This window comes from Sorangium sp. KYC3313, from assembly GCF_052075895.1.
In the GTDB taxonomy this organism is placed as follows: Bacteria; Myxococcota_A; Polyangia; order Polyangiales; family Polyangiaceae; genus Sorangium; species Sorangium cellulosum_B.
Genome location: NZ_CP197255.1, coordinates 7,048,776 through 7,062,690, shown reverse-complemented (window position 1 = coordinate 7,062,690; position 13,915 = coordinate 7,048,776). Strand labels below are relative to the sequence as shown.

Annotated in this window: 7 protein-coding genes; 2 read left to right on the top strand and 5 right to left on the bottom strand. The window is 73.9% G+C overall.

Going from position 1 to position 13,915, the window contains the following annotated elements; translation table 11 throughout:
* Positions 1-899: 899 nt before the first annotated feature.
* Both ACSRUE_RS27380 and ACSRUE_RS27375 read left to right on the top strand, forming a co-directional pair.
* A complete protein-coding gene (locus ACSRUE_RS27380; protein ID WP_441286161.1) occupies positions 900-2,687 on the top strand; it encodes a hypothetical protein in 1,788 nt (595 codons plus the stop codon).
* Positions 2,688-2,790: 103 nt separating this feature from the next.
* Positions 2,791-4,161: a sigma 54-interacting transcriptional regulator gene (locus tag ACSRUE_RS27375; protein WP_441286160.1), complete on the top strand. Its 1,371-nt coding sequence runs from the start codon at positions 2,791-2,793 to the stop codon at positions 4,159-4,161.
* Positions 4,162-4,311: 150 nt separating this feature from the next.
* Here the strand turns inward: ACSRUE_RS27375 and ACSRUE_RS27370 are convergent, their stop codons facing one another.
* The 5 genes from ACSRUE_RS27370 to ACSRUE_RS27350 form a co-directional block, all read right to left on the bottom strand.
* Complete coding sequence (locus ACSRUE_RS27370) at positions 4,312-4,875, bottom strand: hypothetical protein (RefSeq protein ID WP_437767135.1); 564 nt, start codon at positions 4,873-4,875, stop codon at positions 4,312-4,314.
* A gap of 439 nt (positions 4,876-5,314) precedes the next feature.
* Positions 5,315-6,691 carry a serine/threonine-protein kinase gene (locus tag ACSRUE_RS27365; RefSeq protein ID WP_437767134.1) on the bottom strand — a complete coding sequence of 459 codons (1,377 nt, stop codon included), beginning with the start codon at positions 6,689-6,691 and terminating at the stop codon, positions 5,315-5,317.
* Positions 6,692-6,916: 225 nt separating this feature from the next.
* A complete protein-coding gene (locus tag ACSRUE_RS27360; protein ID WP_441286159.1) occupies positions 6,917-7,645 on the bottom strand; it encodes a PAN domain-containing protein in 729 nt (242 codons plus the stop codon).
* Between the two features lie 242 nt (positions 7,646-7,887).
* Complete coding sequence (locus ACSRUE_RS27355; protein ID WP_441286158.1) at positions 7,888-9,138, bottom strand: hypothetical protein; 1,251 nt, start codon at positions 9,136-9,138, stop codon at positions 7,888-7,890.
* Positions 9,139-9,305: 167 nt separating this feature from the next.
* Positions 9,306-13,754: a protein kinase domain-containing protein gene (locus ACSRUE_RS27350; protein WP_441286157.1), complete on the bottom strand. Its 4,449-nt coding sequence runs from the start codon at positions 13,752-13,754 to the stop codon at positions 9,306-9,308.
* Between the last annotated feature and the right edge of the window lie 161 nt (positions 13,755-13,915).

Below are 13,915 nucleotides of genomic sequence, written 5' to 3'. Positions count from 1 at the left end.
CGGCCGCCACAGCGACGAGGTGGTCAATCGATAAGCCAGTGGGGTCGCCGACCTCTCCTGAAGAAAGGCTCCGAACCAATCCGGACTGCACCAGGCAGCCGACGGTAGGCGCAGCGCCGGGTGCCACGAGGCGCCCTGCTGAAGCAGGGCGACGCGGAGCAACGACGCGACGCGCCGACCATCGGCTGCCTGGCGACAAGAGGTCTCGTTCGCTCTAAGCCAAGCAGCGAGATCCAGTTATGTAGGAAATACACTTTACTAACAACCAAAAAAAATCTTGGTCCATGGGCAGGTACGCGACGATCGCCCTGGAGCAGACAAATCCAACGGCACCCAAAACTCTGCTTACTCGTGTGTGTGATCTCCCATGCATGCCCGGCATGGCGGGAGATCTCGATGGCTGGCCAATCCTGCCGAGGCGATGCGGTGTTGCCGCCGGGAAGTTCGCTGTTGCTGCCGAGCGGCGGGCTCAGCAAGCATCGGCGCGATGCGCCCCTCTCGCCTCCGCCGCTGCTACGCCTGGTCTGCGCTGGCGCTCGCGTCGCTCGTCTCGCTCGCCGCGCGCGAGCGACGGGCAGCCCCGCCCGGGGGCGGCGCTGCCCGTCGCGCTCCACGGCGAGGACGACCGGCGCGTCCCGATCGGCCCGACGCGCGACGCGATCGCTACCTGATTGGCCGCAGCAACCTGAACGAGACAGGCAATTACGATCTCGACATGGATGAGCTCCCGCCCGCGCAGCAGGCGCGGAAGTTCCTCGTCGACCCCCCTCGAGCACGCGCGGCGGACGTCGTCCGGGCCGCGCCGCGAGGCAGCGCGCGCCGGGGGGTGCGGCGGCGCCGCGCGGGCGCTCGGGGCCATCTACACGGCGCGCGCAGCGTACCCTACGCTGCGGGCCCGAATGAAACCGGATCCTTCCGATCGCCTCGCGCGGTGGCTCAACCACCCTCGCTTCTTCACGGCTGTCTTGCTCCTCGCGCTCGCCCTGGCGCTGCCCACGGTGGCGATCGCCTTCTATGCCGATGACTACATCCTGTTCTGCTACCTCGCGAAGCTGATCCCTGGCTCGCCTCCCTGGTACGATCTCTACAACTTCTTCCCCGGCGCCCCGGAGGAGACGCGGGCTGCCGTCTCCATCTCCGGGCTGCCGTGGTGGACCGATCCGGAGCTCAGGATCCACCTTGTCCGCCCCCTGGCGAGCGCGCTGCTCACGCTGGAGCGCGCGGTCTTCGGCGACGCCCCGCTCGGGTATCACCTTGTCTCGATAGGGCTCTACGTCGCCCTCGTCGCGGCCGCGGGCAGGCTGTTCCTGCGGGTGCTCCCGGGCGCGACCGCGGCGCTCGCCACGCTGATCTTCGCGATCAGCGGGAACCACGTTCATCCGGTCGGCTGGATCGCGTGCCAGCACATGCTGCTCGCGGCGCTCCCGGTGGTGCTCGGGCTCCTTGCGCATCTCCGCTACCGCGAGGAAGGGTGGCGGCCCGGGCTGTACCTGGGCCCGCTCGGGCTCGGGATCGGGCTCCTCGGCGGCGAGGCGGCGCTCGGCGGCGCGGCGTACTGGATCGCCTATCAGCTCGCCGGCCCCGTGCCGCCGGGCCGCGCGGACGGCTTTCGCGCCCGGGCGGTCGGCGTGCTCCCGGCGCTCGGCCTCCTCGCGTACTTCGCCGCGTACAAGGCGTTCGGCGGCGGCGCCGCGCACACCGGCGGGTATATCGACCCGCTCAGCAGCCCGCTCGCCTTCGTGGCCGCCGCGGCGGAGCGGCTGCCCATCCTGATCGGCGGCGCCCTCGTGGCCGTGCCCGCGGATCTCTCCGTCCCGCTCCCCAAGCTCCCCTTCATCGCGGTCGGGCTCGCGGCGGCCGCCGGTGTCGCCCTCCTCTACCGCGCTTGCCTCCCCGCGGTCCCCGAGCGCGAGCGGGCCGCCTTGCGCTGGCTCGTCCCCGGGGCGCTCCTCGCGTTCTTCACGAGCCTCGGGGGCTTCCCGGGGTCGCGCCTGCTGCTGGTGCCGGGCCTCGGGATCGCGCCGCTCCTCGCCGTCGTCGTCCTGCGCGGGCTGCGCCGCGCGCCCTCGCCTGGCGTCGCGTCATGGCCCCGCCGCGCCGGCGCCGGGTTCCTCGCCGCCGTGCACCTCGGCATCGCGCCGCTCCTGTTCCTCGCCGCCACCGCATCGAGCATCGATATCGCGCGCAAGCTCGAGGACATCGCCCGCAGCGCGGAGATCGACGCGCCGCCCCGCAAGCGGGTCTTCATCGCGGCCGCCTCGGATCCCATGGCAGCCATGTACCCTCAGGCGATCCGCGCCCTGGAGTCGCCCGACTCGTTCTCCTGCTGGACGATCCTCTCGATGAACAAGGGCACGCACCGCCTCACGCGCACAGGCCCGTCCTCGTTCTCCCTGGAGCGCATCGACGGGACGATGCTGACCGGGGCGTTCGAGACCCTCTACCGCGCGCCGTCCTCGCCGATCGCCGCGGGCTACGAGGTCGGCCAGTGCGGCGCCACGATCCGGGTCGCCGAGGTCGCGGACGGGAAGCCCGTGCGGCTCGAGGTCGACCTGGGCGCGCCGCTCGAGGATCCGGGGCTCGTCCTCCTGGCGTGGCGCGACGGGAGGCTCCGCCGCGTCGCGCCGCCCGCCATCGGCGAGGCGGTGGAGTTCCGGTGGTCGCCGGGGCCGATAGGGTTCTTCTGAGCGCGGAGCCGCCCCCAGGGACACCCGGCCGCGCTCGATCCGCCTGCCCCTGCGCCCGAGCGCGGCTCGATGGCTCGCCCGCCCGCTGTGATACCGTGGCCGCGTGCCCAGCAGACCTCCGAGCAAGGCGCCCGAAGGCGGCCCCGAGACGCTGACGCACACCGGCTCGCCTGCGGATGACAGCGCGGGCGCGGTGCGCCGCTTCCGTCTGGAGCTCGTCGAGGGGCCGGCCCGAGGCGCCGTGTGGGACTCCTCCGCCGATCGGTGCTCGCTCGGATCGGGCGAAGGCAACGACCTCGTCGTCGCGGACCCCACCGTCTCGCGCTTCCACTGCGAGATCCGCATCGACGAGGCCGGCGCGCGCGTCCGCGACCTGAAGAGCCGCAACGGCACGAACGTCGATGGCGTCGCCATCGTCGAGGCGTTCCTGCGCACGGGCAGCCTCATCCGCGTCGGCAAGACCGTGGCGCGCTTCGAGTTCGGCGCGGAGCACAACCGCCTGCCGCTGTGGGACGAGGCGCGGTTCGGCGCGCTCTCGGGCGCGTCGGTGGCCATGCGCGGGGTGTTCGCGCTCCTGGCCCGGGCCGCGGAGCGCGACGTCACCGTGCTGCTCGAGGGCGAGACCGGCACCGGCAAGAGCCAGGCGGCCCGCTCGATCCACGAGCGGAGCGCGCGGCGGGAGGGGCCGTTCGTGGTCGTCGACTGCGGGGCCATCCACGGCAACCTGATCGAGAGCGAGCTCTTCGGGCACGCGAAGGGCGCGTTCACGGGCGCGGCGGAGCCGCGCGTGGGCGCCTTCGAGGAGGCGTCGGGCGGGACGATCTTCCTCGACGAGATCGGCGAGCTGCCGCTCGACCTCCAGCCGAAGCTCCTGCGGGCGCTCGAGGCGCGCGAGATCCGCCGCGTCGGGACGAACACGGCGCGGCCGGTCGATGTGCGCGTCGTCGCGGCCACGCACCGGGACCTGCGCTCCGAGGTGAACGCGGGCCGCTTCCGGGCCGATCTCTACTTCCGGATCGCGGTCGTGCGGATCCCGATGCCGCCCCTCCGGCAGCGGCCGGAGGACATCCCGGCGCTGCTCGACGATCTCCTCGCCGCGCTCCACGCGACGCCGGAGGAGGCCGCGGCGCTGCGGGAGCCGAGGATCATCGCCCGCATGAAGCGCGCGGCGTGGCCGGGCAACGTGCGCGAGCTCAGGAACTACGTGGAGCAGTACCTCGTGTTCCGCGCGCCGCCGCCCGTGAGCGAGCTCGCGCCGGTGAGCGCGCCACCGCCGGTCGACGCGAGCGTGCCGTACGCCGAGGCGAGGGACCGGGTGCTCGCGGATTTCGAGCGGCGGTACTTCGAGGCGCTGCTGCGGGCGCACGACGGCAGGGTCTCGCGGGCGGCGGCGGCGGCGGGGCTGGATCGACGGTACCTGTACCGGCTGCTGCACCGGCACGGGCTGGGGCCGGAGCGGGACCCAGAGGGGTAGTTCAGCCATCGGCCCGTCCCCCACCCCCGTCGGGGCCAACCAGGCTCGTTCCGCCGCGCTCAGGGCCTGAACCCCGCGGCGAGGCGCCGGAGCGTGCTCGTGAAACGAGCCGCCTCGGCGCCCCTCGGGATCGCGTCGGGGACGGCCGCTCTACCTGCAGGCGAGCTGGAAGTCCGAGCAGCAGTCGTCATAGTAGAGGCACAGCGGGTCGCAATGACATTCGGCGGCGCTCCCCCCGCAATGGTTCACGCAGCTGTTGTTGCGGGTCAGGATCGGCTTCTCGAAGATCGACACCTCGCACGTGCCGTTCCAGATGTTGTCCCCTCCGGCGCTGCGCTTGACCCTGATGCTCGCGCCGCAGTCGGTCGGATCGCCCGGGCTCAACCACTTGTCGAACGAGCAATCTCCGTTTCCGCGGTGGATCACCTCGATATGATCCCGCTGATAGCCGGGGGTGCACTTCCGGTTGCTCGTTCGCGGGAGCACCTCGTAGTGGACCTCCTCCACGACCCAGCCGCGAACCTTGAACTCCTCGTGATAATAGAGCCGCTCGCCGCTGCCCAGCGCGCTCTCGGCAACCCCGATCTCCGGATCTCCCGCCGCCTCCGGCGCGACCGGGCCGTCGGCCTCGATGCCGGTGTCCTCGGGCGGCTCGACGGCGCATGCCGCGAGCGGCAACGAACCAAGAAACAAGACGATGGCGCTATACTTCATAGTTGTCTCCTTATCTCTACCCACAAAGAAGGCGCGGCAGCCGGCGCGCTGGGTCGAAGCTCCCCCGCGGCCCAGACGACGCAGCGGGCGCGCGTTCGCCCCGGGTCCACGGGCGCCGGGGTCATTTCATCGACCTCGTCAGCCCTGGTGTCCGGCGGTGCCCCTCGGCGCTCCTGGCACTCAGCACGTCACGTCAGCACGTCAGCACATCACCGCTGCACGTCACCTCTGCACATCGCGTCACCTCAGCACGGCACGTGCCAGCCTCTCCGCCGGAGCCATGTCGTGGAATCCAGGCGCCGGAACGCGCAGGGCGCAGCGTCAGCCCCGGCGTCGTGTGGCCTGCGCGGCGACACGACGGTCGCCGGCTGCGACGCGGAGGCGACAGCGCGCCCGGTCGCGACCGGCGCACGAGGCGGGTCGCGCGATCCGGAGGTCGCTAGCCCTCGTCGAGCCCGGCGCGCGCCGCGGGGGTGATCACGAGGCCGCCCGAGCGGTGCCCCGCCGTCCACTCGTGCAGACGCAAGAGCTCCCCCCCGCCGAACCGCTCCCGCCCCGGCGCGCCGTGGACGACCATCGCGGGCGCGGCGTGCACGATCAGCGTGACGTGCACCGCAGGGCTCGGGCGGGAGCGCGCCGCGATCGCGGCCGAGAGCGCGCGCGCCGCGCCGACGAGGCGGCCCCGCGCCGCGCGGCTGCCCTCCGGCTCGCCGGGGAGCGCCACCGCCCCGACCAGCACGCCGCCGCCGTCCACGACCGTGGCGAGCCCCGCGTCGGCCGCGGCGCACCGGACCGCCGCGAGGACCGCCTCGGCGTCGTCGAAGGCCGCCTCGTCGATCTCGCCCTCGCCCTCGATCTGCACGCCGGCGAACAGCGCCGCCGCGGCCCGGACGCCGGCCTCGGCCCCCGCCAGCGCGGCGCGCAGCTCGGCGAGGAGCTCGGCGACGCCCTGGCAGCGCCGGTCCGGCGATTTCGCCAGGCAGCGCGCGATGAGGGCGTCGACGGCCGGCGGCGCGGGGACGAGATCGCTCGCCCGGGGCGGCGGCGCGAACAGGTGGAGCTCCTCCAGCTCGACGGGGTTGTCGGCGCGGAACGCGGGCTGCCCGGTGAGCATCTCGTAGAGCAGGAGCCCGAGCGCGTAGACGTCGGTCCGCGCGTCGACGGCGAGGCCGGCGATCTGCTCGGGGGCCATGCTGCCCGGCGTCCCGAGCACGCTGCCCTGCGTGACGATGGCCTCGCGGCCGAGCCGCCCGGGATCGAGCAGCTTGGCGATCCCGAAGTCGACGAGCCGCGTCGTGAACCACCCGTCCCGCGGGATCGCCATGATGTTCTGCGCCTTGACGTCGCGGTGGACGATCCCGAGCGCGTGCGCGGCGGAGAGCGCGCCGCCGATCTCCTCGAGCACGGCGAGCGCCTCGGCGGGCGACAGCGCGCCGCGGCCGCGGAGCTCCTGGTTGAGCGTCCGGCCCTCGATCCACTCCATCGCGATGTAAGGCCGGCCGTCCGGCAGGTCGCCCACGCCGACGATCTCGACGATGTGCGGGTGCGCGAGGCCCCGGAGGGCCGCGGCCTCTTGCTGAAACCTCGATAAAATCCGCGCGCGTGCGGCGAGCCGACGCCGCAGGACCTTGAGCGCCACGGGCCGCCCCGTGCCGAGCTGCGTGGCCAGGTAGACCACGGCGAAGCCGCCGTGGCTCCGCGCCTCCTCGATCAAGAATTCCCCGGCGAGGGTGCCGGGGGCGAGCTCGTCGGAGGCGACCGGCTCCTCGTCGACGAGGGTGCCAGGGGGATCATGAGGCCTCGTGGTCGCCGCCATGCTCGGGTGAGTTCGCCCGAGCTCGCGGCGGAATGCAAGCGCGCGATGCCGCCGCGATCACGTGGCGGGCGGAGGTGTGGTGGTACGGATCGGGACCGCCCGCCGCGCCGGCGCGACCTCAGGCCGGCGCGAGCCGCAGGGCCAGTCGCGATGGGCTGAATACGCCCTGACGCACGCGTCGCGCCGACAGGCTCGGCCCGTGCTGATAGCCGTCACTCCCGGCGCCTACCAAGGTCGCCCAGCATCGAAAAAAGTGAATCCCAGGAGTCCGGAAACGAGGAATCGTTCTGCGCAATAGGTGGTCCACGAGACGAAATACCCCCCGTTCGCCCCTTGGCCGTTGCCATAGCCGCTCGGCAGCGACACGCAATTTTCGCGCTCGGCCCACCTCGCAGAGCCATAGCCGTGCTTCAGCCAGCAAGCGCCTGCTGTCGACGCGGGCGCCCCGACTCCCGACAAGCCGTTGGGACTCCCGAGGTCCATCGTAAAATTCGTGCAGTAGGGCGTGTTAAGGCAGGCCAGCCGGCAGGCGTCGAGGCTGCTGACCTGAAGCGTCTGGAACGTCTCGCCACCTTCGTGAACGATGCTCCATTCATACCTGGGAGCGACGGTACCCGAAGCCACACCCGCTTTGCGCTGCTGGAACGCAATACCGTGCTTGAAGTTGCAGAATCCCAGATAATACGACCAAGCTGCACAGCCGGAATCCTGTGCGCAGGCATCTCGACAACTATAAGCAGAATCGGTCTTGATGCTCCAGTAATCGAGCCCCGGCCGATCCGTGTCCCAATCGGGCCCAGTAAGGATGTCTGGCCCGGGCGGCACGGGTTTCCCACCGTAGAGCGCCGCCTCCGACTCTTCGACGGACCCCTCCTCGAAGGAGCCTGGCGGGTCAGCGCAGGCCGCGACGGTCGCCAGTACTACCGACGTCGAAACATATGCAATCACCTTCATTGTATCGCCTCCTGACATCATTCACACTTCCCCTTTGGGGATTGTTGCGGGAACGACGGTGGGCCGAGCAGCCCTAGCAGGCAGCGCCGCAGCTCGGGCAGCGGTCGCCGAAGCGCGCGCGCTCGGCGTCGCAATAGCAGCCGTCCGGGGGATCGGGGGTCGCTGTCACTGCGAGGGGCAAAGCGCAGCAGCCGACGGCGGGGTCCACGCCCCGCGAGGTCGCCGGGCGGTCGGCGGTCGCCTCAGCGCTGCACGGGCGCCCGGGGCTGCTGGCGGACGGCGGGGAGGGCCGCCGGCGCTCGGGGCTGCTGGCGAACGATCGACGCGCGGTCGTCCGGCGAGCCCGGCTTTCGCGCGCGGATACGCTGGTCCGGGACGGGATCCGGGCTGGGCCGGTTGTGATCGCGGAGCGGGTCCTGGATCTCCATCCACCCCCGGCAGCTGTGCAGCTCGGGCTTCTCGTGAGGAAGGAACACGGTGATCGGGTGCGCCCACGGGCGACCGCCCGCCGTGCAGGTCGGGTACGTCCTTGCGGAGCTCTCTGGGGCGCACACGTGATGGGCCTCGCCGGGCGTGGCATTGGGCGCCGGTTCGCCGCAATAGCCGGCATAGCTCGCGACGCACCCCTGATGGTGCGTCCCTCCCTGCCGGTCCGGCACGGCGCAGACACGCGTCGACATCCAGAAGCGAATCGTCATGTTCTGACACCCGATCGCCATGAGGGCGCGCGTGTCGGGCGGAGCGCACACGAAGGCGTTCTTGTAGATCAGGTCCACCGCGGGCCGGGGCTGGTCGACAGAGGTCTTCTCCGCGGCCGGGTTCAGCCCGTCCGGGCTCAGGATGTTGCCGAAGTAGGCGCCCTCGCGGTCGGTGAACTTCGTGAGCTCTTCCGGGCTCGTCGCGAGCGCGGCGGATCCGCCGCGGATCGAGATCTGCTGAGGTCTACCGTAGGCGTTGTTCCTCGTCAGGAGGCAGGCCGACACGCGCTCCTGACAGGCCGCGTCGGGCGCGCCGCCGGCCCACGCGGGGCAGAGCCCCGTGCCGGCGCCCGGCCACGTGAGCTTGCCGGTGTCGCCGGCCTCCATGGACTCCGCGGCGGTCGGGCGCCACGCCTCGCCGGCCCCCGGCGTCCACGAGACGCTCTGACCGCCCCCGAGCGCGCACGCGACCAGGTCCTTCATCACCTCGCGCGCCGAGGGGTCGAGCAACGCCCGGTGGAGCGTCCCCGCGGGGACGGGCGTCCCGGGCCTGCCGGCGAGGGGCGCTCCCGCGCGAAACGACGCCTCGTTGAGCGGGTTGCTGGAGAGCGCCGTGAGGCTCTGCCGGTTGGTCGTGAGCAGGTTGAAGCCCAGCTGCTCGAGCGTGAGGTGATTGCCGGCTTGCATCAGCGGGATCGAGGGCGCGAGGGGCGCGGCGGAGACGCTCGCCGCGAGCGTGAGGCCCGCGGTCACGGACAGCGTGGAGAGGCCAAGGCAGGCGGTTCGTCGGGTCATGATCGTGCCTTTCGCATGGGGTGCAGGGGGTCAAGCAGCGGGCGTGCCACGATGGTGGCCCGAGCAGACCGCGAGAGCGCCGGGGCGCCGCCAGCCGCGCCGTGGCCCGCGCGGCGACACGAGGAGGGCGGCTGTCGCCGCGGCGGCGACAGCGGCGGCCCAGGGGCTCACGGGAGCGACCGCCGCTCGAGCTCCCGGGCCAGCCGGGAGAGCCGCCCGCTCCAGAAGCGCGAGCCCGAGGTCTGCGCCGCCGCCTCGCCGAGCCAGCGGCGCGCCGCATCCATCCGGCCGCCGCGGAGCGCGGCTTCCGCGGCGAAGCACAGCACCTCGATGTGCTCGCTCAGGAGCGCGGCCCCCCGCACCTCGTTCACGAGCGCGTCCCACAGCGCGTCCGGCGCGTCGCCGCCCTGCACCACCTGCGCGCAGAGGCGGATCAGCGCCCGCGTGACCGGCGGCACGGCGTCGAGATCGGCGTGGCCGAGCACCCAGTCGAGGTGGCGCCGGGCGTCGTCGAGCTCGCCGCGCGCGCAGTGGATCCGCGCGACGAGGAGCGCGTAGTCGGGCACGAGGCTCGCCTCGAAGAACCGCTGCTGGAGCTCCCAGGCGCGGACCGCGAGGGGCAGCGCCTCGGAGAGCTCGCCGCTCCAGTAGAGCAGCTCGGCGAGGTTGTGCGTCGGGCCGCGCTCGAGGAACGCGCTGCCGAGCTCGCGCGCGAGCGCGACCGCGGTCCGCAGGTCGCCCACGGCGCCCTCCGGATCCTCGCGCATCAGCCGGACGAAGAGGCGATTCATGTAGGCGACGCCGAGGTGCAGGCGATCCCCCGCGCTCGAACAGCGCGCGATGACCTCCTCGAACCGCGCCTCGGCCTCGTCGATGCGGCGGGCGTAGACGAGCGCGGGCGCCAGCAGGAGCAGGGCGATCACGTGGCTCTCGTGGTCGCCGAGCGCCTCGGCGCGCGGGGCCGCCTCCGCGAGGCGCGCGATGGCCTCCTCGGTCTCCTGCCGGCGGAAATGGCCGCGCCCCACCGCGACGTCGCAGCGCACCGCGAGACCGGCGTCCCCGAGGCGCGCCGCGAGGGGCGCCGCCCGGTCCACGAGCGCCTGCGAGCCCGCGTAGTCGCCGCACCAGTCGAGGACCGTGGCCTCCTCGAGGAGCAGGTCGGCGACCCGGGCGCCGTCCTCCCCGGCCTCCGCGAGCGCCCGCGCGGCGCGGAGGTCGCTGGCCGCGTCGTCGAAGCGCTGGTTCCGGTAACGGACCTTGCCCCGGCCCGCCAGCACGGCGGCCCGGCTCACGAGGAGCGCCGGCGCCGGCTCGACCTCCGGCCGCGCCGGCTCGATCTGCGAGAGCGCCGGCTCGATCTGCGAGAGCGCCGCCAGCGCCGCGGTGTAGCGCTGCTCCGCGTCGACGTAGAGGTGCCGCCGCCGCGCCTCCTCCGCGAGCTCGAAGCAGGCCGCGGCCGCCTCGGCGTGCGCGCCCGCCGCCGCGGCGTGGCGCGCGAGCCGCGCGAGCCGGGCGCCTCGCTCCGCGGGCGCCGCGAGCAGGCGGCGGAGCGCGATCCCGTGCAGCCGCCGCCGCAGCGAGGGCGGCGCCTCCGCCTCGATCGCCTCGCGCAGGAGCGGGTGCGCGAACGCGAGGCGGCTCGCGCCGGCGGCGTCCACGGCGCGCAGCACGCCGCGGCGCACGAGGCGCGACAGGCCGACGCCGGGATCCAGGTCCCCGCACGCGCTGACGGCCCGCGCGCGCACCGCCTCGTCCAGGAGGCTCCCGAGGTCGTCGACCGCGAGCTCGTCGCCCGCCACGGCGCACACCTGCGCGAGCTCGGCGAGCGGCGGCGGCAGGCCCGCGAGGGCCCGCCGCGCGAGGCGGTCCATGACCGGCGCCGCCTCGCCGCGCGCGCTCTCGTCGGCCGCGAGGTACCACCCTGGCCCGCCGCGGACCTTCCGGACGGCGCCCGCCTGCCAGAGGGCGGCCGCGAGCTCGACAAGGAAGAGCGGGACCCCCTGCGCCGCCTCGAGCAGGCCCGCGACGACCGGCTCCGGGACGAACTCGACCGGGCGCAGCCGATCGAGCAGCGCCGCGCGCGCGGCGCCCGGGTCGAGCGGCGGGAGCGCCCGCTGGGCGGAGCGCGCCGCCCGCTCGCCGTGGAGCGGGCGCACCGCGGCCAGCGTGGGGTGCGCCGCCACGAGGATCGCGAGCGGCGCGCGGGCCCCCGCGAGGGTCGCGATCTCGATCGCGTCGAGGCCGGCCTGGTCGCCCCACTGCGCGTCGTCGACGACCAGCGCGAGCGGGCGTCCCTCCGGCGCGCACGCGCGCCGGAGCGCCTCTCCGGCGGCCCGGGCCAGCGTCTGGCGGAGCGCGCCGGGCGCCGCGAGCACCGCGGCGACCGCGGGCTCGGTCTCCGGCAGGGCGTCGAGCGCGAACGCGACCGCCGGCCACGACGCGGGGCCGAGCTCGGGGCCGAGCCGCGCGACGCACGCCGCGCGGATCGCGTCGGCGCGCGCGCCGTCGCCGAGGGCCAGGGCGGCGCGGAGCAGCGCGCGGGCGAGCCCTGCCGGCTCTGCGACGTCGGGCGGCCTCGCCGCGAGGGCGATCACCTGCGCGCCGGGCTCGGCCGAGAGCGCCGCGGCGACCGCTCTCCAGAGGCGCGTCTTGCCGTGCCCGACCTCGCCGAGCAGCGTGAGCAGGAGCGGCGTGCTGTCGCGCCATGCGGCGCGCACCTGCGCGACGATCTCGTCGAGCAGCCCATCTCGCCCGCGGATCGGCGGCTCGACCGCCGGGGCTCCCGGGGGGGCGGCGCCTGCGCTCGCGTCGTCGTCGCCGGCCGGTCCGGTCGGCTCGCCGAGGAGGGCGGCCGCCTCCGGGGTGATCGCGACCGCCTCCGGCGCGCCGGGGGGCCAGAAGCTCGCGGGTCGCGCGAGCGCGGGCCCTGCGAAGACCGTCCCGGCGGCGCCCTCGCGCACCTGGAGCTCGGCGACGTGCACCGCCGCCGAGGCGCCCTGGCCCAGCGCGCTCACGAGCTGCCGGGCCGCCTGGAGGGCCGCACGAGCGCCCTGGGCGGCGGTCCCGGGAAAGGCGGGAAAGGCGATGACATAGAGCCCGTCCTGCACCCTGGCGAGCCGCCCGCCGAGCGTGGCGGCGATGCCGACGACCTCCTGCACCGGCGCGCCGCCGCGGACCGCGAGGAGCGCCACGGGGCTCCGCCGGGGCGGGTCGGGCCTGCCCGGCGCGGCGTCCGAGGCCGGCTGGCCAGCCAGCTGGGGCACCTGGCCGGCCCACGGAGGCGGTTCGCCGGCCATCGTGGGTGGCTCGCCCGCTGTCTCGGAGGGCTCGTCGCGAAGCTTAAGCGGTTTTCTGGCACTTTTTTCTGGATCAGCGCCTGAATCAGGTGGTTCTCTGAGCTGATTCTCTGGTTCAAGGCTCGAATCAGGTGGTTCTCTGAGCTGATTCTCTGGTTCAAGGCTCGAATCAGGTAGTTCTCTGAACTGATTCTCTGGTTCAAGGCTCGAATCAGGTGGTTCTCTGAGCTGATTCTCTGGTTCAAGGCTCGAATCAGGTGGTTCTCTGAGCTGATTCTCTGGTTCATCGACCCCCTTGGGCGGCTCGCCGACCCGTCGGGACGGTCCATCGGCACGAGGAGGCGGTTCACCGCCCCTCTGGGCCGGCGGGCTCGCGATGGCGCCCTCGAGCGCCGCCCGCACCGCCTCGGAGAAGGCGCGCGCTGACCCGAATCGCTCCTCCCGGGCCTTGGCCAGGGCGCGCAGCAGGACCTCGTCCACGCCGCGCGGGACGGGCGCGATCTCGGACGGCCGCGGCGGGCGACGGGAGACGTGCGCGCGGACGACGGCCGAGGGCTCCCCCACGAAGGGTGGCCGCCCGGTGAGCAGCTCGAAGGCGACGACCCCGAGCGCGTACAGGTCCGCGCGGGCGTCGACGTCGCGCGCGTCGAGGCACTGCTCCGGGGCCATGTACAGCGCGCTGCCGAGCCGGAGCCCCGTGCGCGTGACCGCGTTCCCCTCCTCCGCCGCGCCGCTCGCCTCCCCCGGCCGTGCGAGCCCGAGATCGAGGAGGGCGACCTCCGGCGCCGGCCTCCCCGCCCGCCGCAGCATCACGTTCTCCGGCTTCAGATCCCGGTGCACGACGCCGGCCGCGTGTACCCTGTCGACCGCGGCGCCGATCCCGTCGATGAGCCGCATGGCTTCCCCTGGCGCGGCGGCGCCCGCCCCGGGGAGCGCCTCCATCCAGCGCGCCAGCGTCTCGCCGTCGATGAGCTCGAGGACCAGATAAGGAAAACCTCCTTCCATCTCGCCCTCGCCGAGCAGCCGCGGCACCGCCGGCGGGCCGACCCGGCGGAGCGCGGCCGCCTCGCGCGAGAACCGTGGATCGCCTCGATGGCGCGCGACCTTGAGCGCCACCGCCAGGCCGTCCTCGCGCCGCGAGGCCGCGAACACGCGGGCGAAGCCGCCCTCGTCGAGGAGGCGGAGCCCATCGAACCCCGGGACCCGGGGCGCGACCTCCGCCGCCCCGGGCTCTTCCTTCGCGGCGCTCACGGGGTCGCCGCCGTGCAGCGGGCAACCCGCGACGACGCCGATCCTGCGGTGACAGAGGGTGCAGCGCATCCGCTGGGGTTGCCTCCGGGGCGATGCTACTGCGCGCGCCGAGCCACCGGAAGCCGGTCGGCGCCGGCCGTGCCGGCGGGCTCTCCGCTCCCGCTTGCGCGCGTTTCTGGCCGCGTTGCGCGCGCTTTCCGCGAGGCGCTCGGGCGGCGCCAGGCCTGGCT

Bases quoted from the DNA above. Each gene is read 5' to 3' on its own strand.
- ACSRUE_RS27350 (WP_441286157.1), bottom strand. From the start codon at position 13,754: ATGCGCTGCACCCTCTGTCACCGCAGGATCGGCGTCGTCGCGGGTTGC.
- ACSRUE_RS27355 (WP_441286158.1), bottom strand. From the start codon at position 9,138: ATGACCCGACGAACCGCCTGCCTTGGCCTCTCCACGCTGTCCGTGACC.
- ACSRUE_RS27380 (WP_441286161.1), top strand. From the start codon at position 900: ATGAAACCGGATCCTTCCGATCGCCTCGCGCGGTGGCTCAACCACCCT.
- ACSRUE_RS27370 (WP_437767135.1), bottom strand. From the start codon at position 4,875: ATGAAGTATAGCGCCATCGTCTTGTTTCTTGGTTCGTTGCCGCTCGCG.
- ACSRUE_RS27365 (WP_437767134.1), bottom strand. From the start codon at position 6,691: ATGGCGGCGACCACGAGGCCTCATGATCCCCCTGGCACCCTCGTCGAC.
- ACSRUE_RS27360 (WP_441286159.1), bottom strand. From the start codon at position 7,645: ATGAAGGTGATTGCATATGTTTCGACGTCGGTAGTACTGGCGACCGTC.